The sequence below is a fragment of the Streptomyces sp. NBC_00005 genome (assembly GCF_045160215.1).
Taxonomy (GTDB): domain Bacteria; phylum Actinomycetota; class Actinomycetes; order Streptomycetales; family Streptomycetaceae; genus Streptomyces.
Map to the genome: position 1 here is coordinate 8449856 of NZ_CP108316.1, position 23513 is coordinate 8473368.

At 69.7% G+C, this 23513-nt stretch carries 18 protein-coding genes and 2 pseudogenes; 14 read left to right on the plus strand and 6 right to left on the minus strand.

All coding sequences use genetic code 11. The features are described from left to right. Nucleotides 1–13: 13 nt before the first annotated feature. Nucleotides 14–1540, minus strand: a pseudogene (gene ctaD, locus OG303_RS38635) (cytochrome c oxidase subunit I); the annotation flags it as partial. Nucleotides 1541–1988: 448 nt separating this feature from the next. Here ctaD and OG303_RS38640 point away from each other — a divergent pair. Then, on the plus strand, nt 1989–2204 hold the full coding sequence (locus tag OG303_RS38640; RefSeq protein WP_405874457.1) for an I78 family peptidase inhibitor: 216 nt from the start codon (nt 1989–1991) through the stop codon (nt 2202–2204). Between the two features lie 134 nt (nt 2205–2338). On the opposite strand, the gene OG303_RS38645 is transcribed toward OG303_RS38640, so the two are convergent. Next, complete coding sequence (locus tag OG303_RS38645) at nt 2339–3361, minus strand: phosphatase PAP2 family protein (RefSeq protein ID WP_405874459.1); 1023 nt, start codon at nt 3359–3361, stop codon at nt 2339–2341. 238 nt (nt 3362–3599) lie between these two features. Next, nucleotides 3600–4910 (minus strand): hypothetical protein, encoded by a 1311-nt coding sequence (locus OG303_RS38650; RefSeq protein WP_405874461.1) that lies wholly within the window; start codon nt 4908–4910, stop codon nt 3600–3602. A 262-nt stretch (nt 4911–5172) separates the two neighbouring features. On the opposite strand from OG303_RS38650, the gene OG303_RS38655 reads away from it, so the two are divergent. Together OG303_RS38655 and OG303_RS38660 are read left to right on the plus strand one after the other, a co-directional pair. Next, on the plus strand, nt 5173–6777 hold the full coding sequence (locus OG303_RS38655) for an MFS transporter (protein WP_405874463.1): 1605 nt from the start codon (nt 5173–5175) through the stop codon (nt 6775–6777). 116 nt (nt 6778–6893) lie between these two features. After that, complete coding sequence (locus OG303_RS38660; protein ID WP_405874464.1) at nt 6894–8084, plus strand: acyl-CoA dehydrogenase family protein; 1191 nt, start codon at nt 6894–6896, stop codon at nt 8082–8084. A gap of 37 nt (nt 8085–8121) precedes the next feature. On the opposite strand, the gene OG303_RS38665 is transcribed toward OG303_RS38660, so the two are convergent. Further along, nucleotides 8122–8562: a cell division protein SepF gene (locus tag OG303_RS38665; RefSeq protein ID WP_405874465.1), complete on the minus strand. Its 441-nt coding sequence runs from the start codon at nt 8560–8562 to the stop codon at nt 8122–8124. 302 nt (nt 8563–8864) lie between these two features. Here OG303_RS38665 and OG303_RS38670 point away from each other — a divergent pair, with 302 nt between their 5' ends. After that, nucleotides 8865–10031 carry a DUF5685 family protein gene (locus OG303_RS38670; RefSeq protein WP_405874466.1) on the plus strand — a complete coding sequence of 389 codons (1167 nt, stop codon included), beginning with the start codon at nt 8865–8867 and terminating at the stop codon, nt 10029–10031. 131 nt (nt 10032–10162) lie between these two features. Further along, complete coding sequence (locus tag OG303_RS38675; protein ID WP_405874467.1) at nt 10163–10759, plus strand: GTP-binding protein; 597 nt, start codon at nt 10163–10165, stop codon at nt 10757–10759. Nucleotides 10760–10852: 93 nt separating this feature from the next. On the opposite strand, the gene OG303_RS38680 is transcribed toward OG303_RS38675, so the two are convergent. Next, a complete protein-coding gene (locus OG303_RS38680; protein WP_405874469.1) occupies nt 10853–11815 on the minus strand; it encodes an ABC transporter substrate-binding protein in 963 nt (320 codons plus the stop codon). A 420-nt stretch (nt 11816–12235) separates the two neighbouring features. Here OG303_RS38680 and OG303_RS38685 point away from each other — a divergent pair, with 420 nt between their 5' ends. The 9 genes and pseudogenes from OG303_RS38685 to OG303_RS38725 all read left to right on the plus strand — a co-directional run bounded on the left by OG303_RS38685 (nt 12236) and on the right by OG303_RS38725 (nt 21998). Next, a complete protein-coding gene (locus OG303_RS38685) occupies nt 12236–13093 on the plus strand; it encodes an amino acid ABC transporter permease (protein WP_405874470.1) in 858 nt (285 codons plus the stop codon). Further along, nucleotides 13090–14844, plus strand: coding sequence for an FAD/NAD(P)-binding protein (locus tag OG303_RS38690; RefSeq protein WP_405874472.1), 1755 nt, complete (start codon nt 13090–13092; stop codon nt 14842–14844). The genes OG303_RS38685 and OG303_RS38690 overlap by 4 nt, the downstream gene beginning before the upstream one ends. 34 nt (nt 14845–14878) lie before the next feature. Continuing rightward, nucleotides 14879–15640: an amino acid ABC transporter ATP-binding protein gene (locus tag OG303_RS38695; protein ID WP_405874473.1), complete on the plus strand. Its 762-nt coding sequence runs from the start codon at nt 14879–14881 to the stop codon at nt 15638–15640. A gap of 13 nt (nt 15641–15653) precedes the next feature. Further along, nucleotides 15654–16733, plus strand: coding sequence for an LLM class flavin-dependent oxidoreductase (locus OG303_RS38700; RefSeq protein WP_405874474.1), 1080 nt, complete (start codon nt 15654–15656; stop codon nt 16731–16733). A 29-nt stretch (nt 16734–16762) separates the two neighbouring features. Beyond that, entirely contained in the window at nt 16763–18085 is a 1323-nt protein-coding gene (locus tag OG303_RS38705) for an NtaA/DmoA family FMN-dependent monooxygenase (RefSeq protein ID WP_405874476.1), read from the plus strand. A 24-nt stretch (nt 18086–18109) separates the two neighbouring features. Then, nucleotides 18110–18446: pseudogene (locus OG303_RS38710) on the plus strand (hypothetical protein); the annotation flags it as partial. Nucleotides 18447–18675: 229 nt separating this feature from the next. Further along, nucleotides 18676–19572 (plus strand): S1 family peptidase, encoded by an 897-nt coding sequence (locus OG303_RS38715; RefSeq protein ID WP_405874477.1) that lies wholly within the window; start codon nt 18676–18678, stop codon nt 19570–19572. A gap of 189 nt (nt 19573–19761) precedes the next feature. Beyond that, nucleotides 19762–20685 carry a slipin family protein gene (locus OG303_RS38720; RefSeq protein ID WP_405874479.1) on the plus strand — a complete coding sequence of 308 codons (924 nt, stop codon included), beginning with the start codon at nt 19762–19764 and terminating at the stop codon, nt 20683–20685. Nucleotides 20686–20915: 230 nt separating this feature from the next. Further along, complete coding sequence (locus tag OG303_RS38725; RefSeq protein WP_405874480.1) at nt 20916–21998, plus strand: S1 family peptidase; 1083 nt, start codon at nt 20916–20918, stop codon at nt 21996–21998. A gap of 190 nt (nt 21999–22188) precedes the next feature. Here the strand turns inward: OG303_RS38725 and OG303_RS38730 are convergent, their stop codons facing one another. Beyond that, nucleotides 22189–23223 carry a DUF3533 domain-containing protein gene (locus OG303_RS38730; protein WP_405874482.1) on the minus strand — a complete coding sequence of 345 codons (1035 nt, stop codon included), beginning with the start codon at nt 23221–23223 and terminating at the stop codon, nt 22189–22191. Between the last annotated feature and the right edge of the window lie 290 nt (nt 23224–23513).

The window sequence follows — 23513 nt, forward strand, 5'->3', positions numbered from 1 at the left end:
CCCACTCCAGGGAGCGCCCGTAGCCCCAGGGGTCGTCGACCTCGACCTTCTCGCCGTACTTGGCGGTCTTCCAGACGTTGTAGAGGAACGGCAGCGTCGACATGCCGAGCAGGAACGCGCCGATCGTCGAGATGGTGTTGAGGGCCGTGAACCCGTCCGCCGCGAGGTAGTCGGCGTACCGGCGCGGCATGCCCTCCGCGCCCAGCCAGTGCTGCACCAGGAACGTGGTGTGGAAGCCCACGAACAGCGTCCAGAACTGGATCTTCCCCAGCCGTTCGTCGAGCATCTTGCCGGTGAACTTGGGCCACCAGAAGTAGAACCCCCCGAAGATCGCGAAGACGACCGTGCCGAACACGACGTAGTGGAAGTGCGCCACGACGAAATAGCTGTCCGAGACGTGGAAGTCCAGCGGCGGCGACGCCAGGATGACCCCGGTCAGACCGCCGAACAGGAAGGTCACCAGGAAGCCCGTCGCCCACAGCATCGGCGTCTCGAAGGACAGCGAGCCCTTGATCATCGTCCCGGTCCAGTTGAAGAACTTGACGCCCGTCGGGACGGCGATCAGGAAGCTCATGAAGGAGAAGTACGGCAGCAGCACCGCGCCGGTGACGAACATGTGGTGCGCCCACACGACCACCGACAGTCCGGTGATCGCCATCGTCGCGCCGATCAGCGTCAGATAGCCGAAGAGCGGCTTGCGGCTGAAGACCGGGAGGATCTCCGTGATGATGCCGAAGAACGGCAGCGCGATGATGTACACCTCGGGATGGCCGAAGAACCAGAACAGGTGCTGCCACAGCAGCGCCCCGCCGTTGGCCGCGTCGAAGACCTGCGCGCCGAACCGTCGGTCCGCCTCCAGACACAGCAGCGCCGCCGCGAGCACTGGGAACGCCATCAGGATCAGGATCGACGTGAAGAGCGTGTTCCACACGAAGATCGGCATCCGGAACATCGTCATGCCGGGGCAGCGCATCCCGATGATGGTGGTGATGAAGTTGACCGCGCCCAGGATCGTGCCGAAGCCGGCCAGCGCGAGCCCCATGATCCACAGGTCGGGGCCCACACCGGGCGAGCGCACCTCGCTGTTGAGCGGCGCGTAGGCGAACCAGCCGAAGGCGGCCGGACCGCCGGGCACGATCAGTGAGCCGAACACGATCAGAGCGCCGAACAGGAAGAACCAGTACGACAGCATGTTCAGGCGCGGGAACGCGACGTCGGGCGAGCCGATCTGCAGGGGCATCAGCTCGTTGGCGAAGCCCGCGAACATCGGGGTCGCGAAGAGCAGCAGCATGACCGTGCCGTGCATCGTGAACAGCTGGTTGAACTGGTTGTTGTCCATGATCTGCAGCCCCGGCCGGGCGAGTTCGGCACGCATCAGCAGCGCCATCACCCCGCCGGCCAGGAAGAAGACGAACGAGGTGATCAGGTAGAGGTGCCCGATCTTCTTGTGGTCGGTGGTCGTCAGCCAGTCGACGATCAGTCGCCCCTGCTGATCGGGCCGCACGGGTCGCGCCGCCGTCTGCACGGTCTGGGTCCCCATCGTTCGCTCGCCCCTTCGCTCGTCGCGCCCCGGGTCCGCCGAAGCCCACGCGCGCGTGCCCGCGAGCTCACGTCATGATGCTCGCGTCGCCGCGCGCTCGGACAGGGGGCGTACGGGGGTTCTGTGCTGGAACCGTGTATTTCTTATGCGGCGTCAGCTCCCGCGAACCCGCCCGGAATCGGACGGGAAAGAAGTCCGGGGCAGTTCTCACGGCACTTTCCGACGGGCTATTCGGAGAGCCGTCGCGACACGCGGGAATTACGTTCGATTGCCTGCGGAAGGCGTACGGAACCGCTCGTACGTGTGACGTCCCGGGGGCGGCAGTCGGTGCCGCCGCGACCGGAACGCGTGTCGTGATCCTGTGACAGAAGTGTGACCGGAGGGGGACTCGTGACCCCGGTGCCGGCCCGGCCTTCCCCGTCCGCCGGGGAAGGCCTAGCGTGGCGGCATGGCACCGATTCCCACTCCTCCAGCGGAGCCCCAGGACAGTCCGGACGGGTACGTCGGCCTCGATGCGGGCAGGGCCGAGCGGCTCGCGCGCGAGAAGGGCTGGTCGACGGTGCGCTCGCTGCCACCGGGCGCGATCATCACCATGGAGTACCGCGTGGGGCGGCTGAACTTCGAGGTCGACGACGGCAGAGTGGCCCGCGCCTGGAAGGGCTGAGCAGGACCTGTCCGGGCTCGTGGGGCTGAGCAGGGCCGATACGTGACGAAGGCCCCGGTTCCTGGACGGGAACCGGGGCCTTCGCTGTGCGGGGATGGTGGTGCGTACCGACCCCGCCGGCCGTGTGTCGGCGGTCAGCCGCCCGTCAGGGGGCGGGCCGTCGAGGCCGTGGCGCCGCGTGGGACGCGGTCGGAGTGCGGCGGTCTTCGGCTGCCGACGGGAGTGACCGGTGTGCGCTCCGAGCGGGTCGTGTGCGGGCCCGGGGCCAGGTAGACGGGCGCCCGGGCCGAGCGGGCCGCGGAGGCGACCGTCTCGCGCGCCGCAGCCTCGTCCTGCTGGGTCGCGCACGGCTGGAGCAGCACCGGAGAGCCGACGGGAGCGGCCGGCGCGGTGGCGCCGCCACGGGCGCGCCAGCGGTCGCGCAGGTCGAAGAGCCAGACCTCGGCGTGGGCGATCAACGGCTCGCACCACGGGAGGGCGAGCAGGACCAGCAGGCCCGCTGCCCAGCCGAGGAGCACATCGCTCAGCCAGTGCGTACCGAGGTAGACGGTGGCCAGGCCGACGCCCAGCGCGGTCACCGCGGAGAGGGCGGACAGCCAGCGGCGGGCTCTCGGGGTGGAGGCGAGGTAGGCGAGGATTCCCCAGGTCACCACGGCGTTGGCGGTGTGGCCGCTGGGAAATATATCGCCGCCCAGGCCCATCTCGTTCGAGCCGATGGTGGTCGCGTAGTGGGGGCCGAGACGGCCCATGCCGAGCTTGGCGGCGCCCACGGTGATGTTCAGCAGCAGCAGTGAGGCGCCCAGCGTCAGCATCGGGCGCAGCGTGTGCTGCCGCCAGGAGCGCCAGGCCAGCCAGGCCGCGACCATCACGGCGGTCGGGCCGCGCTGGCCGAGGACCACGTAGTAGTCCACGAACCAGTGGATACCCGCCCACTGCTGGTACGGCCGGAAGAACATGACCTGCCAGTCGAAACGGACAAGCCACGACGTGGTCACGACGGCCCACACGATCGCCAGGTAGAAGGCCAGGGTCCCGGTCAGCAACGCGACCCGGTGCCTGCTCATCTTCGGCACATCGATGTGGGCCGGTCGTTCCGGCTCCCGGTCCAGCCTCGTGAACACCCGGTCCAGACGGGTGAGGTTTCGTTCGGTACGCACCCAATCGACGTTACAGCGAGTGAGCTCAGTTCTCCGTCGAATCAGCTGCTTTGTGATGACGATGTGATGTGGGATTCCTCTCAGGAGGGCGTTTATTTCCAGGGAATCCGTAATGCCGGGCGGCCGCTCCCTTCAATTCCTTTGATCATTCCGCGAATCAGTTTTATGGGACTTATGAATTCGTTCACCGAATGCTGGAGCGGATTTTTCCGGATGCTCACCGGGCGCCCGGGGTGGATCATGGAGGGCCGGAGCCGTTCAGCCAGAACGCTCCGTACACGGCCGACGCCACCGCGACACCGCTCACCACCAGCGCCGACCTGGACGTACGCAGCCGGGCCAGGGCCAGGGCGAGGGGCAGCAGCAGGGGGAAGGCGGGCAGCAGCAGGCGCGGTTTCGAGCCGAAGTAGCTCGACGCGCACAGGGCGAGCGCGGTGACCACACCCGCGTAGACCAGCAGCGGGAGCGGCTGGCGCTGCCGTACGCAGACGACGTACAGCCACACCACCAGGGCGACCCCGACGATCAGCCCGACGCCCGCGAGGGCCGACGGGAACGACGTGAACTTGTCGGCGACGAAGCGGGCGAAGGCCTGGCCGCCGTCGAAGCCGTTGCGCCAGCCCGCCTGGACGTGCAGGTACCCGAGCGGGCCCCTGTCGGTGCGGTGGCCGACCCACAGGACGTAGCCGGCGGCGCCGAGCGGGGCCACGAGCATGGCCAGCGCGCGTCGTACGGCGGAGGGGGCGCGCGGTGCGTCCGGCGCGCTGTCGGGCGCCGCAACGCGCTCTGCGGGCTCGTCTCCGGACGCGGAGGGGGCGCGTTCGCCCATACGGGCGACGCCCGTGTCCGCCGTGCTTCGCTTCCGCACGAACGAGGCGATCCCGGCGGCCCACACGGCCGCGACGACGGCGAGCCCGACCGGCCGGGTCAACCCCGCCAGCGCGGCCAGCGTGCCCGCGGTGAGCCAGCGGCCGGTCAGGACCGCGTACAGCGACCAGGCGGCGAGCGCGGTGAACAGCGACTCGCTGTACGCCATCGACTGCACGATCCCGACGGGCAGCACGGCCCACAGCAGCACCGCGCAGACGCCCACCCGTCTCCCACCACCACCCTTCCAAGGCCGCGCTTCGCGCCTTTCTTCTTTCCTGCGGCCGTACACATGGTCCGCGACCGCGAAGATCCCCCAGGCCGCCGCGAGCGAGGCGAGCAGGCTGACGACGAAGCCGGCGTCGGCGTACGACAGCGGGGTCACCGCCGCCAGGCCCCGCTCCAGCCAGGGCAGCAGCGGGAAGAAGGCCAGGTTCGAGTGCACGTCGCCGTTGGGCAGACGCACCTCGTAGCCGTACCCCAGCTCGGCGACCCGCGTGTACCAGAGCGCGTCCCAGCGGGCCGTCAGCAGCGTGTACGCGCTCTTGTCGCGCGCGGCGCTCCAGAGCGCCAGGGCGAGCAGGCCCAGGGCACGCACCGCCGCGTACCCGAGGAGGGCGGGGGCCGCACGGCGCAGGGCCGCATCGCGGGCCGGTGCCACGCGCGTCGCAAGATCGGTCACGGGCTCGATTATCGACGGCCGGCGGAACCGGGTGGCCGGACGGGGGCGTGGTCGCAGGCGAGGGGGAGTGGCGTACGCCACACGAGTCCGTGCGAAGTCTGAGAGGTCCGCCACGTGACCGTGGCGCGAACTCGCGTACATTGACGTGTCACTCGCCTTCGTTGCGCGGGCCGGAGACCACCGCTCCTCTCCGGCCGAGATCACGGGGAGTCCCCAACCCGTGTGCCCGCCGATCGCGAGGGAACATCTGGGAGGTACGTGCATGTCCGGGACGACCACGGCCGCCGCTGCGCTGCGCCGTCGGGCGGCCGGGGCCGGTGCCAACCGCTGGGTCGTCCTCGTCGTCCTGTGCGTGAGCCTGCTGCTGGTCGCGGTCGACGCGACCGTGCTGCATGTGGCGGTGCCCGCCGTCACCGAGGACATCAAGCCCGACGGCATAGAGCTGCTCTGGATCGTCGACGTCTACCCTCTGGTCTGCGCCTCGCTGCTGATCCTCTTCGGCACGCTCGGCGACCGGGTCGGCCGCAGACGGATCCTGCTGCTCGGCTACACCCTCTTCGGCGTCGCGTCCGGCCTCGCGGCCCTCGCCCACGACCCCCAGGTCCTGATCCTCGCGCGGGCGCTGCTCGGCGTCGGCGGCGCGATGATCATGCCCGCGACGCTCTCGATCCTCCGCCAAGTCTTTCCCGACCGGCGTGAGCGGGCGCTCGCGATCGGCGTCTGGAGCGCGGTCGCCGCGGTCGGCGCGGCGGTCGGCCCGCTGCTCGGCGGCTTCCTGCTGGAGCACTTCTGGTGGGGTTCGGTCTTCCTCGTCAACATCCCGCTGATGCTGGTCAGCCTCCCGGTGGGACGCCTGCTGCTGCCCGAGTCGCGCGGCGCAGGTGACGGTCCCTGGGACGTGGTCGGCGCGCTGATGGCCGCGGCCGGCCTGTTCGGCGTGGTGCTGGGCGTGAAGCGGCTCGGCGGCGGCGAGCTGGGTGTCTTCACCGTGGCCCCGCTCGTCGTGGGTGCGCTGCTGCTTTTCCTTTTCGTACGACGTCAGCGGCGCCGTACGCATCCGCTCGTGGACCTCGCGATGTTCGCGCGCCCTGCGTTCAGCACGGCCGTGGGCTGCATCGTGCTGGCGATGCTCGCGCTGGTCGGGCTGGAGCTGATCGCGGCGCAGTATCTGCAACTGGTGCTGGAGATGTCGCCGCTGGAGACGGGGCTGCGGCTGCTGCCGCTGACGTTCGCCGCGATGGCGGCCGGGCTGGCCGGGGCGCGGATGCTCCGCCGTTTCGGCCCGCGCCGGATGGTCTGCTTCGGGTTCTGCCTCACCGCCGTGGCCGTGCTGCTCCTGACGGCGATGGGCGGGACGGACAACACGGGGCTGCTGCTGGTCGGGTTCCTCCTGCTGGGCTTCGGTCTGGAGACGACGCTCTTCGGCGCGTACGAGTCGATGCTGAGCGAGGCCCCGCCCGCGCAGGCGGGCGGCGCGGCGGCGATCGGGGAGACGTCGTACCAGCTGGGGGCGGGGATCGGAATCGCGCTTCTCGGGAGCGTGATGAACGCGGCCTACACACCGGGGCTGTCCTCCGTTCCCGGTGTCCCGGCGTCCGCCTCGGCCGCGGCGGGACATTCGCTGGGTGAGGCCTACGAGGTGGCCGCACAGCTGGGCGGCCCCGTCGGAGTGGCTCTGCGGCGGGCGGCCCGGGACTCCTTCGTGCACGGGCTGCATGTGACGTTGCTGGTCAGCGCGGGGCTCTTGCTGCTGGGCGCGGTGATGTCCCTGCGGCTGCCGCGGATCATGCACTGCGGGGAGCAGCCCGCGGCGGCGGTGGAGCTGCCGGCGCCCAGGGAAGTCGCCCCGTCCAGGGTGTCGGCCTGACCGACGGGACACTGCCCGACCGGCGGGATACTGGACGGGCGGGACAGTGCGTCGTAACGTCGCTCCGAAATCGTAATTAGCGCTGCTAGTTTTCGTCGTGTGCCGGAGGGTGTCCCATGTCCGCGTCCTCGAAACTGCCCCCGTTCGATCCGGCCGACCCCCTCGGCATCGACGACCTGCTGGAACCCGAGGACCTGGCCGTGCGGGACACCGTGCGGGCCTGGGCGGGCGACCGGGTGCTGCCGTTCGTCGCCGAGTGGTACGAGAAGGGGGAGCTGCCCGGGATCCGCGAGCTCGCGCGGGAGCTGGGCGGGATCGGCGCGCTCGGCATGTCGCTCAGCGGGTACGGATGCGCGGGGGCGAGCGCCGTGCAGTACGGGCTCGCCTGCCTGGAGTTGGAGGCCGCCGACTCCGGGATCCGGTCCCTCGTCTCCGTGCAGGGCTCGCTCGCGATGTACGCCATCCACCGGTTCGGCAGCGAGGAGCAGAAGCAGGCCTGGCTGCCGCGGATGGCCGCCGGCGAGGTCATCGGCTGCTTCGGGCTGACCGAGCCGGACCACGGGTCCGACCCCTCCGCGATGCGGACGTACGCCAAGCGCGACGGCGGCGACTGGGTCCTGGGCGGGCGGAAGATGTGGATCACCAACGGGTCCGTGGCCGGTGTCGCCGTCGTCTGGGCGCAGACCGATGACGGGATCCGCGGGTTCGTCGTGCCCACCGACAGCGCCGGCTTCTCCGCACCCGAGATCAAGCACAAGTGGTCCCTGCGGGCCAGCGTCACCAGCGAACTCGTCCTCGACGACGTGCGGCTGCCCGCCGATGCCGTACTGCCGGAGGTCGTCGGGCTCAAGGGCCCGCTGAGCTGTCTCTCGCACGCCCGTTACGGCATCGTCTGGGGAGCCATGGGCGCGGCACGCAGCTGTTTCGAGGCGGCCGTCGACTACGCGAAGTCGCGGGAGCAGTTCGGGCGGCCCATCGGGGGATTCCAGCTCACCCAGGCCAAACTCGCCGACATGGCGGTCGAACTGCACAAGGGGATTCTGCTCGCCCACCACCTGGGGCGGCGCATGGATGCCGGCCGCCTGCGTCCCGAGCAGGTCAGCTTCGGCAAGCTCAACAACGTACGAGAGGCGATCGAGATCTGCCGCACGTCACGGACGATCCTCGGTGCCAACGGGATCTCGCTCGAATACCCCGTCATGCGGCACGCCACCAACCTCGAGTCGGTGCTGACGTACGAAGGCACCGTCGAGATGCACCAGCTCGTACTGGGCAAGGCGCTCACCGGATTCGACGCCTTCCGGTAAACCCTGCGCGGGGGCAGGGCCGGTGAGCGGCCCTGCCTCAGCTCTGGTTGAAGAAGCCGTCCGAACGGTGCGGCGCCGGCTCCCCGCTCACGATCTCCGTGTCGGCCGGGCTGAGCAGGAAGACGCGGTTGGACACGCGGTCGATCGAACCGCGCAGGCCGAAGATGAGCCCCGCCGCGAAGTCGACGACGCGCTTGGCGTCGCCCGCCTCCATGGCGGTGAGGTTCACGATGACCGGAACGCCCTCACGGAACAGCTCGCCGATGGCGCGGGCGTCCCGGAAGCTGTCCGGGGTCACCGTGCCGATGCGACGGCCCTTTTCCTCCGCGGTGTCCGAGGCCACCTTGACCCGAGGGTCGGTGACCCAGGCATCCCCGGGCTGCTCGGTCCCTTCGGAGTAGTCGTCGTCGTAGTAACGCTCGTCATCGTTGTCGTCAACGAGGCCAAGCCAGGCACTTGCCTTGCGTACCGATCCCATGGACGCCTCCTCTCACAGCGGTCCTTCTTGCTTTCCGCATCCCTATGGTCATCCATGATGCGGTTGGCGCGCCAAGTGGATAGACGCCGCGCGGGGGGTTTGTGACGGTACTGGTGCAGAGCGAATCCGTCGAGAGCCCGCGTTTCCCAAGGGTCTTGCTGTACACGGATGCTGACTGTGAGTGAAATATGATTCTTCACGGCACATGGGTGACGCGTGGGGCGTACGGGTGAACGGGGTGGTGGATACGATGCGGCACCTCAACACCGCAGCACAAGTCACATACGCCACGGGGGGTCGTCGTGTTCGGAATCGTCAGGCCGTGTCGACATCGGCTCGGTGAGAGTCTCAAGTCCCAGTGGATGGCGCATTTGTGCGGACTTTGTCTCGCACTGCGCAAGGATCACGGGCAGTTCGCGCGGGTCGTGACCAACTACGACGGGCTGCTCATATCGGTTCTGACGGAGGCTCAGGCGCAGCGGGCCGGGGAATGGCGGCGTCAGGCGGGCCCTTGTCCGTTGCGCGGGATGCGCACCGCGTCCGTCGCGCAGGGGGAGGGAGCGCGGCTCGCGGCCGCCGTTTCGCTGGTGCTCGCCTCGGCCAAGGTGCGGGACCACGTCGCCGACGGGGACGGGCTGCTGGCGCGGAAGCCGGTGGCGCTCGCCGCCCGCCGGGTGGCCTCGAGCTGGGGTGCGGCGGGGGCCCGTACGGGATCTGACGTCGGGTTCGACACGGCGGTTCTCGTGGACGCCGTGGACCGGCAGATCGGGATCGAGGCGCTCGCCGGGCCCGGAACGCCGGTTCTGACGGTCACCGAACCGACCGAGACGGCGACCGCCGCGGCCTTCGCACACACCGCGGTCCTGGCGGGGCGGCCGGGCAACGCCGAGCCGCTCGCCGAGGCCGGGCGGCTGTTCGGGCGGCTCGCGCATCTCCTGGATGCCGTGGAGGACAAGGAAACTGACGCCGCGTCGGGTGCGTGGAATCCGCTCACGGCCACCGGCACCTCGCTCGCCGAGGCGCGGCGGCTCGCCGACGACGCCCTGCACGGGATACGGCTCGCGCTGCGCGAGGTCGCGTTCGAGGAAGCGAAGCTGGCGCACCGGCTGCTCGTGCACGAACTGCGCACCTCCGTCGACCGCGCCTTCGGTACGGCCGCCTGCGCGCACGGGGCGGCGCCGTCGCTGGCGGGGCCGTACGCGCCGCCCGGCGGTCCCGGTGGCCCGCCGCTGCCCCCGGGGCCGCCGCGGCGCGACCGGCGCGGGCTGCTGGCGGGCTGTGCGGTGTGGGCCGGGCTGGCCTGTACGTGCCAGATGTGCTGCGGCGAGTACGACGACCCGTGGAGCCGTGAGCGCAAGGACGGCCTCTGCAAGGACGTGGACTGCGGCGACTGTTGCGATTGCTGCAACTGCTGCGATTGCGACTGCTGTGACGGGTGCGACTGCTGCGACTGCGGCTGCGACTGCTGATCCGGTTGCCGTAGGTGTGACGGACGTTACTGCGCTGAACGCTGAAGTGCCCATGTGCGTAAAGCCTGTTGAGGACGCGACGTTCGTACGGCCGAGCTGTCGTCCCGGATGCTCGAAAGGATTCAAGGACCATGTCCAGGCGCTCTGACACGATCGTGCCGATCCCCGTGAAGATCGTGGTGAGCGGCGGGCTCGGCGTGGGCAAGACCACGTTCATCGGGGCGATTTCGGAGATCGAGCCGCTGGACACGGAGGCCGCGATCACGCAGGTTTCGGTGGGCGTCGACTCGCTCGACGGGATCGAGTCGAAGACCACCACGACCGTTGCCCTGGACTTCGGGCGGATCACGCTCGATCCGGCGATCGCGTTGTACCTGTTCGGGACGCCTGGGCAGCGTCGATTCTCGTTCCTGTGGGACGAGTTGGTGGAGGGGGCGCTGGGAGCGGTCGTCCTCGCGGACACCCGGCGGATCGAGGACTGCTTTCCGGCCGTCGACTACTTCGAGGCCCGGGGCGCGCCGTTCGTGCTCGTGGTGAATCGGTTCGACGGTGCGGAGCGGGTCGAACTGGGGGACGTGCGGGAGGTGTTGGGGCTTGGTGCGGGGGTTCCCGTGCTGGAGTGTGATGCTCGGGAGCGGGCGTCTGTGCGGGATGTTCTGGGCGCGTTGATGGATCGGGTGGTGGGGGTTCGGTCTGCGCCCAAGAGGCAGGCGGTGATGGTGCGTTAGCGGCTGCGGGTTGGTTGTGGCTGATCGCGCTCACGCGGCGGAGCCGCATATCGATACGGCCCCGCGCCCCTTTGGGGCGCGGGAAAGCGGCCGTCAGTTTTTCAGTTCGGGTGGGGAGATCTGGGATTTCTCTATTGCCGAGCCCGTCGTTCCCCACTTCTTGAGGATCTTGGTGTAAGTGCCGTCCGCTATCAGCTTGTTCACCGCCGACTGGAAAGCGGGGGCCAGGTTTGTGCCCTTCTTGAAGGCGAAGCCCACGTCCAGGCGGTGGTACTCGTTGAGGAATTTCACGCCCTCCTGATGCGCCACCGCGTAACGCAGGCCGTTGATGGTGGACATCACGACATCGCTGCGGCCCTGCTGGAGCGAGGACCAGATGGCGCCCGTCTCGCTGTACGTCTGCACCTTGTACGCCTTCTTGCCGGCGTCCGTGCAGACCTTCTTGCTCTCCTCCAGCGTGGCTTCGAAGGTGGTGCCCGCTCCGGTGGCGACGTTCAGGCCGCACAGTTGTTTGAGGTCTGTGACCTTGGACAGCTTGCTGTCCTTGCGGGTGGCGAAGCCCTGGCCGTCGTTGATGTAGGTGACGAAGTCGATGGTCTTGCGGCGTTCGTCCGTGACGCCGAAGTTGCTCGCGCCGAAGTCGTACTTGCCGCTGTCGAGGGCCGGCAGGATCGCCTCGAAGCCGGCCTGTTCCGTCTTGAGCTTGATCCCGAGCACCTTGGCAACGGCGTCCGCGAAGTCGACGTCCTGACCGGTCAGGGTCTTGCCGTCGTCCAGGTAGGTCGTGCCGGGCGGGGTGCCGCCGACGCTGATGGCGACCGTCAGGCTCTTGACGCCCGAAGGCAGCAGCTTCGCCGACGCCTCGTCCTTCCGGACGGCGGAGACGACGTCAGTGGTGGGGATCTTGTCGGCCTTGGCCGCCGCGCCCACGGCGTCGGTGGCGTCGCCCGAACCCGAGCCGCACGCCGTGAGGAGCAGCGTCGCCGAGGTGATCAGAGCAAAGGGCGTAAAGGGCGCAAAATTGGTCTTACGGGTACGTGTCGACGTACGGCGCATGGTGTGCGGTCTCCTGGGAGCAAAGGCGAAAAGAGCGCGAGGGGAGGGGTGCGCGTGTGAAGGCGGAACTGGCGGAGCAGGGAGAACGCGAAAGACGCCCAGCCGGATCGGGACGATCAGGGATTACGGGCGCGCAGTGGGTCGGCTCAACAGGAAGAGGACCACACTCGACCGAAGTCGATGTGGGAGCGCTTGACCAGCCACTGCTGTGGATGCATGGGCCAAGTGGAACAGGCATCCGGTTCTGCGTCAACTGACTTGAGACGTGCGGCTCACATGATGGACGGCCTTGACAGTGAGGGGAAACGGCCCCGTACAGTCGATGGACGGCCCTGCTGAGGGGCTCGGCCGTAGCGCGCCGTACGCGGCGCGTCCGTGTGAAGGCACCACCGTGTTCGACCTACGTCACGGAGCCTTCGCATGTCCTCCGACACCCTCGCCAAGATTCCCGCCGCCCCGGACATACCGGAGCGTGCGGACGCCCTGCAGATCGTTCCGCAACGCCGGTTCGGGCAGTGGACCGCCGCCGTCGTCGTGCTGGCGCTCCTCGGGCTCGCCGTCAACTCCGTTGTGCGCAACAAGGCGTTCCAGTGGGACGTCGTCGCCGACTACTTCACCTCGGACTCCGTCCTGCGCGGGCTGTGGCTCACGCTGTGGCTGACCGCGGTCGTGATGGTGCTCGGCTTCGCGCTGGGTACCCTGCTCGCCGCGTTCCGGCTGTCCGCCAACCCCGTTCTGCGGAGCGTGAGTTGGGGCTATGTGTGGCTGTTCCGGTCGATCCCGATCCTGGTGCAGCTGCTGCTGTGGTTCAACATCGGGGCCCTGTACCCGGAGTTGTTCGGGGTGAAGACGGTCAATCTGCTCGGGCCGGTCGAGGTCGCCATCGTCGGGCTGACCCTGCACGAGGCCGCGTACGCCGCCGAGGTGGTGCGCGGCGGCATCCTGTCCGTCGAGCGCGGGCAGATCGAGGCCGCCCAGGCGCTCGGCCTGAGCCGGTGGCGGCGCTGGCGGCGGATCGTGCTGCCGCAGGCGATGCGCTCCATCGTGCCGCCCGCCGGGAACATGCTGATCGGCACCCTCAAGGGCACCTCCATCGTCAGCGTCATCGCGGTGAGCGATCTGCTCTTCTCCGTGCAGCTCGTCTACCACCGCACCTACCAGGTCATCCCGCTGCTGATGGTGGCCACCGTCTGGTACACCGTCGTCACCTCGGTGCTCGGCGTCGGGCAGTACTTCGTGGAGAAGCACTACGCCCGCGGTTCGGAGCGCGCGCGATGAGGCCCTCTCTGGTGATCGTCGGGGCCGGGCCGCGGGGGACCGGTCTCATCGAGCGGATCGCCGCCAACGCGCCCCAGCTGTACGCCGGTTCGGGCCTCGACATCCACCTCGTCGACCCCCACCAGCCGGGCGCCGGACGCATCTGGCGTGCCGCGCAGTCGCCGCTGCTGTGGATGAACTCCCACGCCGAGGACGTCACCATGTTCACCGACGAGACGGTGGCCATGGAGGGCCCGGTGCGCGAGGGCCCCACGCTGCACGAGTGGGCCGGCATCGACGGCCGCGTCTTCGCGGACCGGCAGCTGCAGGGGTCGTATCTGCGCTGGGTCCACGAGCGGGCCGTCGCCGCCCTGCCCCCGGACGTCACCGTCCACCACCACCCGCGGCGCGCCCTGCGGGTCAGCGGCTCGCGCGAGGGCCACCAGCAGGTGTGGCTGGAGGGCCGACCGCGCCCGCTCCTCGCCGACCTCGTCGTCCTCGCGCTCGGCCATCTCGACGCCGAACTCGACGACCAGCAGGACCAGTTGGCCGCGTACGCCGAGGCTCACGGCCTGGTTCACCTCCCGCCCGACTTCACCGCCGACAGCGACCTGTCCGCGCTGCAGGCCGGCGAACCCGTCCTCGTGCGCGGGTTCGGGCTCGCCTTCGTCGACCTGATGGTGCTGCTGACCGAGGGGCGGGGCGGGCGCTACGAGGGCGACACGTATGTGCCGTCGGGGCAGGAGCCGATGCTGTACGTCGGCTCGCGGCGCGGAGTGCCGTACCACTCGAAGATCGGCTACGACTGGAGTGGTGAACGGCCGCCGCTGCCAAGGTTCTTCGGTCCCCCGGAGGTCGAAGCGCTGCTCGCGCGGCCCGCCGGGTTCGACTTCCGGCGGGACGTGTGGCCGCTGGTGGAGAAGGAGTTGGGGTTCGCCCACTACCACCGGCTGTTCACCGTGCATCCCGAGCGGACCGCCATGCCCTGGGCCGACTTCGAGGAGAAGTACGCGGCCGGGAGCGGCGCGGACCTCCAGGTCCTCGTGGCGTCCGCCGTGCCCGACCCGGCGGACCGGCTGGATCTGGACGCGCTCGACCACCCGCTGGACGGGGTGCGGTACTCCTCGTTCGAGGAGTTCCAGGAGGGGCTGCGCGGCTATGTCGAGCAGGATCTGAGCAGACGTCATGATCCGCGGTACAGCCCGGACTTGGCGGTGTTCCTCGGGCTGCTCTCCGTCTACGGCCAGCTGGTCCGGCTCGGTGGCATCGGCCCCTGGTGGCACGGCTTCTTCAGCTATCTGGCCTCCGGACCGCCCGGGCCGCGGCTGCGGCAGATGCTGGCGCTCTCCCGCGCCGGTGTCCTGAAGTTCCTGGGCGCCGACATGACCGTCCGTGCCGAGGACGGAGTGTTCCGGGCATCCAGCGCCACCGTGCCGGACTCCTTCGTCGAGGCGCGGGCGCTGGTCGAGGCACGGCTGCCCGAGCCCACCGTCGGGCGTGCCCGCGACACCCTGCTGCGCGAGCTGCACGCCGACGGCGCCGCCGAGACCCCCGACGGGCTCCTCCGGGTGAACCCCGGCGACGGGCGGATCCTCGACCGGGCCGGGCGGCCGCATCCCCGCCGGTTCGCGCTCGGGCCCTACACCGACGGACGCACGCCCGGTGCCTTCACCCGGCCGCGCACCGGCGGTCCCGCGTTCCGCCAGAACGACGCCACCGCGCGGGCGGCGCTGCTGTTCCTGCGCGAGCAGTCCCGCAGCGCGGCCGCATGACATGCCTCCCCAACTACCGCAAGGAAGCCCCGCGATGAGCGTCATGGTCGACATCAGATCCGTCCACAAGAGCTTCGGCCCGCTCGAGGTCCTCAAGGGCATCGATCTGGAAGTGCGCACCGGTGACGTGACCGTCGTCCTCGGCCCGTCCGGCTCCGGCAAGTCGACCCTGCTGCGCACCATCAACCACCTGGAGAAGGTGGACCACGGCGCGATCAGCGTGGACGGCACGCTGGTCGGCTACCGGCGCTCGGGCGACAAGCTGCACGAACTGCCCGAGCGCGAGGTGCTGAAGCAGCGCACCCAAATCGGCTTCGTCTTCCAGAACTTCAACCTGTTCCCGCACCTCACCGTGCTGGAGAACGTCATCGAGGCACCGGTCTCGGCGTTGAAGCGGCCGCGCAAGGAGGCCGTCGAGAGCGCGCGCCGGCTCCTCGACCGGGTCGGCCTCGCCGACAAGACCGACGCCTATCCCAGGCAGCTGTCCGGCGGACAGCAGCAGCGGGTGGCCATCGCGCGGGCGCTCGCGCTGGAGCCGAAGCTGCTGCTGTTCGACGAACCGACCTCCGCGCTCGACCCCGAGCTGGTCGGCGAAGTCCTCGACGTCATACGGGACTTGGCCCATCAGGGCACCACGATGATCGTCGTGACCCACGAGATCGGCTTCGCCCGCGAGGTCGCCGACACGGTGGTGTTCATGGCCGACGGAAGGATCGTCGAGCAGGGCCCACCCGGTGACGTGCTGGACGCTCCCCGCCACGAGCGCACGCGAGCGTTTCTCTCCAAGGTTCTCTGAAAGGTTCTCCGACATGACCTCATCGCACGGCCGGGGGCTCTTGCACCTGGCCGCCGCCATCGACCAGGAGGCGGCGTACGACGTCGGCTCCTACGTCGAGTCGGCGCGGCTCGCCGAGCGCGGCGGACTCGACTTCGTGACGCTCGGCGACACCTTCACCCGCCCGGGGCCCGACGCGCTCGCCGTCCTGTCCGGCGTCGCGCCCGCCACCGACCGCATCGGCCTGGTGCCCACCGTCACGACGACGCACACCGAGCCCTTCCACGTCCAGGCCGCCGTCGCCACCCTCGACTGGGTCAGCCGCGGCCGGGCCGGCTGGCGGATCGACGTGTCGACCACCGAGGGCGAGGCCCGTCTCTTCGGCCGCCGGCACGCGGCACCCGCCGACGAACTGTGGCGCGAAGCAGGCGAAGTCGCCGATGTGGCGGCCCAGTTGTGGGACAGCTGGGAGGACGACGCCGAGATCCGGGACCTGGCGACGGGCCGGTTCATCGACCGGGACAAGCTGCACTACGTCGACTTCACCGGCAGCGCCTTCTCGGTGAAGGGCCCCTCGATCGTGCCGCGCCCCCCGCAGGGCCACCCCGTCCGCGTGGCCGACGCCACCGAGGGGCACGCCCGGCGCACCGCGGCCCGGTACGCCGACGTGGTCCTCGTCCGGGCGTCGAGTGCCGCGCAGGCCGCCGCCGTACGGGAACAACTCCGCGGGAGCGCCCAGGAGTTCGGACGCGACCCCGACTCCCTGCGCGTCTTCGCGAGCCTCCTCGTCGACCTCGGCGACGGCGAGCACGCGGCCGAGCCGGGGCACGGCGGGGGCGGCCCCCGGCAGACCGTGCAGGGCCCGCTGTACCGGGGCGGCCCCGTGGACCTCGCCGAACTGATCGCCACCTGGCACACGAACGGCATCGTCGACGGCTTCCACCTCACGCCCACCGAGCCGCGCCGCGACCTGGAGCGGCTCGTCAACGGCACCGTCGCGCTGCTTCAACACCGCGGCCTGTTCCGCACCTTCTACCCGGGCAGCACGCTCCGGGAGCACCTGGGCCTCGCCCGGCCCGCCAACCAGTACGCCGTGACCGGGGGAGCGTCATGACCGTACGGACTCGTACGTCCCGTAGGAAAATGCATCTCGCCGCGCACTTCCCCGGCGTCAACAACTCCACCGTGTGGGCCGATCCGCGCTCGAAGTCGCAGATCGACTTCTCGTCCTTCGAGCACCTCGCCCGCACGGCCGAACGCGGTCTCTTCGACTTCTTCTTCCTCGCCGAGGGGCTGCGGCTGCGCGAACACAAGGGCCGTGTCCACGACTTGGACGTAGTCGGGCGACCCGAGTCGCTCACGGTCCTCAACGCGCTCACCGCCGTCACCGAGCGGCTCGGCCTCGCCGCCACGGTCAACGCGACCTTCAACGAGCCCTACGAACTCGCCCGCAGGCTGGCCACGTTGGACCACCTCAGCGGCGGCCGGGCGGCCTGGAACGTGGTGACCTCCTCCGACGCCTTCACCGGCGAGAACTTCCGCCGCGGCGGCTACCTCGACCGGGCCGACCGCTATACGCGGGCCGCCGAATTCGTCGAGGTGGCACGGAAGTTGTGGGACTCCTGGACCCCCGACGGCATCCCCCGGCCCTTCGCGCACCGCGGGCAGCACTTCGACATCGCCGGCGAGTTCACCGTGCCGCGCTCACCGCAGGGGCACCCGGTCGTCATCCAGGCGGGGGACTCGGACGAGGGGCGGGAGTTCGCCGCCGCCACAGCCGACGTGGTCTTTTCCGGCCGGGGGTCCGGGGGTTGTCCCCCGGGAAGACACAGCACGCGGCACGGCTCGCTTGAGGCGGGGCGCTCCTTCTACGCCGACGTGAAGCGCCGTATGGACAAGTACGGCCGCACCCCGGACGACCTGAAGATCATGCCCGGCGTCAGCGTCGTTCTCGGTGACACCGCCGCCGAGGCCCAGGAGCGGGCCACCGAGATCCGGCGCCAACAGGTCTCCCCGCAGAACGCGATCCTCGCGCTGGAGCAGATCTGGGGCACGGACCTTTCGTCGTACGACCCCGACGGGCCGCTTCCCGACAGCGACCCGGTGGCGGACTCCGCGATCACCCAGGGCCGGACCCGGCGCGGCGACACCGTCGCGATCGCCGAGAAGTGGCGGGCCCTGTCGAAGGAGAAGGGGCTGTCCATCCGGCAGACCGTGATCGAGGTGGGCGGCCGGCAGTCCTTCAGCGGCACCGCGGAGGCGGTCGCCACCGAGCTCGACGAGTTCGTGCAGCGTGACGCCGCCGACGGCTTCATCCTCGTACCGCATCTGACGCCCGGCGGACTCGACGAGTTCGTGGACCGGGTGGTGCCGCTGCTCCAGGAACGCGGCGCGTTCCGCACGGAATACCGCGGCGCCACTCTGCGCTCCCACCTCGGGTTGTCCGAGCCGGAGTGGAGGGGCTGATCGCATGACGGCGAGGCCGATCTCATGACTTCGGACGCGTACGACGCGTGGAAGCAGTGGCAGGAGCACCGCGTCGAGACGGTGTCGGCGCCCTACGGGCGGGCGACTTCCGGACATCCCCGGGATCTGGGCGGCCGACGGCGACGGCGTGGTGCTGACGGCCGCCGCGGCGGACGGGCTGACCGTGGACGGGCGGCCCTTCGACGGTGAGGTGCGGCTCGCGGCCGACACCGGACCGGTGGGCACCGCACGGGTCGCGCTCGGCGGGCGGCGGCTGGTCGTGCTGGTGCGCGAAGGCGTGTGGGGCGTAAGGGACTTCGACACCTTCTCCGACCTGACCCCGAGGTCGCGATCGAGGCGGGGGAGCGCAACTTGGTCCGAAGCAGGGCACAGTGGCCAGATCTCATAGCTTGTTCAAAGGTTGACGGCCGAAAGGCGCCCTTGCGCCTACCGGTCGTTCGGCCGAATACTCCCGGCAAGCGCTTGTCAGGGGCACGGCGTGTCCGGAAACCGGACGATCAGAGCCCTGGCTGCGCCTCACGGGCCCCGACCCCACGCGGGCCCCCGACTTCCCCTTGGGAGGAACGAACGTGAGGATCAAGCGCACCACCCCCCGCAGCGGCATTGCGAGACGGACCCGGCTCATCGCCGTCACCACCGGACTCGTGGCCGCCGCCGCGATCGCGGTCCCCAGCGCGAACGCGTCCACTGCCACCCCCTTCAGCACCACCCAGCTCAAGAGCGCCAACGCCTCGGTCCTCAAGGCGGATGTCCCGGGCACCGCCTGGGCCGTCGACAGCAAGACCAACCGTGTCGTCGTCACCGTCGACAGCACGGTCTCCAAGGCCGAGATCGCGAAGATCAAGAGCCAGGCCGGCAGCAATGCCGACGCCCTCACCATCAAGCACACCGCGGGTCAGTTCAAGAAGCTGATCACCGGTGGCGACGCCATCTACGGTGGCGGCTACCGCTGTTCGCTCGGCTTCAACGTGCACAGCGGGAGCACCTACTACTTCCTGACCGCCGGCCACTGCGGTGAGGTCGCCTCGACCTGGTACTCCAACTCGGGCCAGAGCACGACGCTGGGTACGAACGTCAGCTACAGCTTCCCGACCAACGACTTCGCGCTGGTCCGGTACACCGGGTCGGCCGCGCACCCGAGTCGAGTCGGCAGCCAGACCATCTCCAGTGCCGCCACGCCGAGCGTGGGCACGACGGTCTACCGTCGCGGTTCCACCACCGGCACCCACAGCGGCCGGGTCACCGCCCTGAACGCCACCGTCAACTACGGCAGCGGCGACATCGTCTACGGCATGATCCAGACCACGGTCTGCGCCGAGGGCGGCGACAGCGGCGGTCCGCTGTACGGCGGTTCCGTGGCGTACGGTCTGACCTCCGGCGGCAGTGGCAACTGCACCTCCGGCGGCACGACCTTCTTCCAGCCGGTCACCGAGGCCCTGAGCTACTACGGCGTGAGCGTCGGCTGACGAGCCGGCTCACACAGGCGCAGCCAGCAGCAGACGAGCCCCCGCACGCAACTGCCGTGCGGGGGCTCGCCCTTGTCCGTGCCCCGGAGTTACCTTCGAAGTACAGGCGGTACGCCTCTGTAATGACTCATCCGTAATAACTCCTCTGTAATACGCCCATACGCCCACTTCGGACCCTGGGGGGCCGGCATGGTCGAGGAGCTGGTGGCTGCGGGAGTGACCCTCGCGTCGGCCGGTGTGGTGTACGTGATGTCGGCGGCGCGGGTCGTCAAACAGTACGAACGAGGCGTGGTGTTCCGGCTCGGCAAGCTCCGCTCCGAGGTGCGCGAGCCCGGGTTCACCATGATCGTTCCGTTCGTGGACAAGCTCCGCAAGGTCAACATGCAGATCGTGACGATGCCCGTGCCTGGGCAGGAGGGCATCACCCGGGACAACGTCACGGTGCGGGTGGACGCCGTCGTCTACTTCAAGGTGACCTCGCCGGCCGAGGCGATCGTCCGGGTCGAGGACTACCGGTTCGCGGTCGCGCAGATGGCGCAGACCTCACTGAGGTCCATCATCGGCAAGAGCGAGCTGGACGATCTGCTCTCCAACCGCGAAAAGCTCAACCAGGGCCTGGAGTTGATGATCGACAGCCCGGCCGTGGAGTGGGGCGTCACCATCGACCGCGTCGAGATCAAGGACGTCTCCCTGCCCGAGACCATGAAGCGCTCCATGGCCCGGCAGGCCGAGGCCGACCGCGAGCGGCGCGCCCGGGTCATCAATGCGGACGCCGAACTCCAGGCGTCGAAGAAACTCGCCGAGGCCGCCAAGGAGATGTCCGAGCAGCCCGCCGCGCTGCAACTGCGGCTGCTGCAGACGGTGGTGGCGGTCGCCGCCGAGAAGAACTCCACGCTCGTCCTGCCCTTCCCGGTCGAACTGCTGCGGTTCCTGGAGCGGGCGCAGCCGACGATGCCGGCGGCTCCTCAGCAGCCGGTGCAGCAGGCGCAGTCGCCGATACAGCCGCCGCAGCCACAGGTGCAGCCGTCGCAGCAACCGGTGCAGGAGCAACTCCTGCCCGCCGAACCCCGGATGGATCCGGACCCCGAGGGGTCGAATTTCGGACAGGAGTAGACCTCACAGAGTGCGCACAGGCTACTCGCTCGTAGTGTTTGCAGAGCGAAGACGTGGGGTGACCGTGGACTGTCAAAAGGTAAGGGGCGCGCAAAGCGCGTTCTACGCGCGTCCTGAAGACGCCCTTGTGTGCTCCCTGTTGACCTCGGAATAGTGGGCGCTGTTCAACGCCCTCCGGTTCGTGAGGTCCCCACAACCTCTCGGACCGACCCCCCACAGGAGGACCCGAGTTGAAGCACCGACGCATACCCAAGCGACGTGCGGCCGTGGCAGGTGCGGGCATCACCGCGCTGATCGCCGCGGCAGTCACCTTCCAGACTGCGAACGCCAGTGAGGCCCCGAAGACCGCCGCGCCCGAGACCCTGTCGGTCACAGCGGCCGGAAAGCTCGCCTCGACCCTCGGCAAGGACCTCGGCACCGACGCGGCGGGCACGTTCTACGACGCGAAGGCCAAGAGCCTCGTCGTCAACGTGCTGGACAAGACCGCCGCCAAGACCGTCGAGGCGGCCGGCGCCAAGGCGAGAATCGTCGAGAACTCCCTCGCCGAGATCAAGAGCGCCCACACCACGCTCAAGAAGGACGCGACCATCCCCGGCACCTCCTGGGTGACCGACCCGACGACCAACAAGGTCGTCGTCACCGCCGACCGCACGGTCTCCAAGGCCGAGTGGACCAAGCTGACCAAGGTCGTCGACGGCCTCGGCTCGGTGGCCGAAGTCCAGCGTACGAAGGGGGAGTTCAAGCCCTTCATCGCGGGCGGCGACGCGATCTCCGGCTCGGGCGGGCGCTGCTCGCTCGGCTTCAACGTGGTCAAGGGCGGCCAGCCGTACTTCATCACGGCCGGCCACTGCACCGAGGCCATCTCCACCTGGTCCGACTCCAGCGGCAACGAGATCGGCACCAACGAGCAGTCCAGCTTCCCGGACAACGACTTCGGCCTGGTCAAGTACACGTCCGACGTGGACCACCCGAGCGAGGTCGACCTCTACAACGGCTCCTCGCAGGCCATCACCCACGCCGCCGACGCCACGGTCGGCGAGAAGGTGACCCGCAGCGGCTCGACGACCCAGGTGCACGACGGCACGGTCACCGGCCTGGACGCCACCGTGAACTACGGCAACGGCGACATCGTCAACGGCCTCATCCAGACCGACGTCTGCGCCGAGCCCGGCGACAGCGGCGGCTCGCTCTTCGACGGCGACGCGGCGATCGGCCTCACCTCCGGCGGCAGCGGCGACTGCACCTCCGGCGGCGAGACCTTCTTCCAGCCGGTCACCGAGGCCCTCTCGACCTTCGGCGCCGAGATCGGCTGACCTGACCGGCCATCACACCGGTTCCGGTTCTGTTTCGTGAAGTCCCGCCCCGCGCGCGAGGGGCGGGACTTTCGCGTGCGGGTTATTCACGTACGCGTGATTCTCATACGAGAGCTCCACGTACGGGAGCTCCACGTACGAGGGATCCATATACGAGGGATCCGCGTACGAGGGAGAGGTCTTCCGGGGCTCACGGCACCCCGCCCGGAAGGGCCGCCTCCGAGCGCCGCCGGCGCAGTCCCGCCGCCAGCAGCGTGATCACGATCCCGGCCGCCGCCCATGCCGACAGCACCAGCAGAGCGGCGGTCGTGTCGTTGCCCTTGAAGTACGCGATCGAGCGCGCCGCCCACGTCCCGGCACCCGGTGGCAGCGCCGGCCCGATCGCCTTCCAGAACGGCGGCAGCATCGGCAGCGGGAAGGCGCCGCCCGCGCTCGGGTTGCCCGCGATCACCACGAGCAGGATCGCCAGGCCGATGCCGACGATCCCGAAAATGCCCTGGAGGGCGAGCGTCGCCGCTCCCACCGCGAAGGTGACGAGCGCGCCGAGCCCCCAGAAAGCCATCACGCTGCCCGGCAGGGCGCCCAGGATCGGCCCCACGATGACCGCGCCGCCGAGCCCGCCGACGATCGAGACCAGCGCCATCACGAGCAGGCGGATCACCGCGCGGCGCGGGTTGGCCGGCCTTGCGCCCGTACTGATCGCCAGGATCGAGGCGCACAGATAGCCGCCGACGCACCAGCCCACGACCAAGTAGAAGGAGGACAGCCCGTCGAAGTCCTGGTCCGAGGCCGGGGCCACGTCCAGCGTCCTGATCGTCCGCTGCTCCGCCTTCTCCAGCGTGGTGACGAGCGTGTCCAGGGCGGTGGCGAGGACAGTGCCTCCGCCCGAGGCGACCAGGAGTGTGTCGGTGGTCCCGCGCGGGTCGATGATCAGTGCTCCGTCGATGTCCCGGTTCAGGATCTGCTTCTGGGCCGTCGCGACGTCGGCCACCGTGCGCGGGTCCAGCGGCGAGCCGGGCAACTGCTCCAGCCGGGCCACCGCCTGCTGGGCCACGGCCTGGGGCGCCACCACCCCGAAGGGCACGTCCTTGGGCTTGGGGTCGTGCAGCGCGCCCACATAGGAGGCGATGAACAGCAGCTGAAGGGTGATCACGCCGATGACCAGCAGCGTGGCGCGCGGGGTGACCGCGTCCTTCACCTCGGCGAGAAAGCTCCTCTGCGTCATGTCCTCACGGTCCGGGGCCACGGACGTTTCCGCAGGTGGGAGAGGGCCGAAAGGTTGTCGCACGGGCATTCGATCGTTCGGCGCGGACCTGGCGGCGGAGCGGCCCGCACGCGTACAGGTTCCTCGCCCGGGACGGCGCCCGCGGCCGGGCCGACCTGTGCCGCCTCGTCACGGCGACGCATTCCGACGAGGCCGGCCGGCATGCACCGTCACGAAAAGTGTCGATCGCGCTGCATTCCGTTACTTGTGAGCCGTCTCGGCCTGCCGAATTGCCGCGATGCGGCGAGTGC

Coding starts and splice junctions, on each gene's coding strand:
- OG303_RS38640 (WP_405874457.1), top strand. CDS start 1,989: ATGGCACCGATTCCCACTCCTCCAGCGGAGCCCCAGGACAGTCCGGAC.
- OG303_RS38655 (WP_405874463.1), top strand. CDS start 5,173: ATGTCCGGGACGACCACGGCCGCCGCTGCGCTGCGCCGTCGGGCGGCC.
- OG303_RS38660 (WP_405874464.1), top strand. CDS start 6,894: ATGTCCGCGTCCTCGAAACTGCCCCCGTTCGATCCGGCCGACCCCCTC.
- OG303_RS38665 (WP_405874465.1), bottom strand. CDS start 8,562: ATGGGATCGGTACGCAAGGCAAGTGCCTGGCTTGGCCTCGTTGACGAC.
- OG303_RS38675 (WP_405874467.1), top strand. CDS start 10,163: ATGTCCAGGCGCTCTGACACGATCGTGCCGATCCCCGTGAAGATCGTG.
- OG303_RS38680 (WP_405874469.1), bottom strand. CDS start 11,815: ATGCGCCGTACGTCGACACGTACCCGTAAGACCAATTTTGCGCCCTTT.
- OG303_RS38685 (WP_405874470.1), top strand. CDS start 12,236: ATGTCCTCCGACACCCTCGCCAAGATTCCCGCCGCCCCGGACATACCG.
- OG303_RS38690 (WP_405874472.1), top strand. CDS start 13,090: ATGAGGCCCTCTCTGGTGATCGTCGGGGCCGGGCCGCGGGGGACCGGT.
- OG303_RS38695 (WP_405874473.1), top strand. CDS start 14,879: ATGAGCGTCATGGTCGACATCAGATCCGTCCACAAGAGCTTCGGCCCG.
- OG303_RS38700 (WP_405874474.1), top strand. CDS start 15,654: ATGACCTCATCGCACGGCCGGGGGCTCTTGCACCTGGCCGCCGCCATC.
- OG303_RS38705 (WP_405874476.1), top strand. CDS start 16,763: ATGCATCTCGCCGCGCACTTCCCCGGCGTCAACAACTCCACCGTGTGG.
- OG303_RS38720 (WP_405874479.1), top strand. CDS start 19,762: ATGGTCGAGGAGCTGGTGGCTGCGGGAGTGACCCTCGCGTCGGCCGGT.
- OG303_RS38730 (WP_405874482.1), bottom strand. CDS start 23,223: ATGACGCAGAGGAGCTTTCTCGCCGAGGTGAAGGACGCGGTCACCCCG.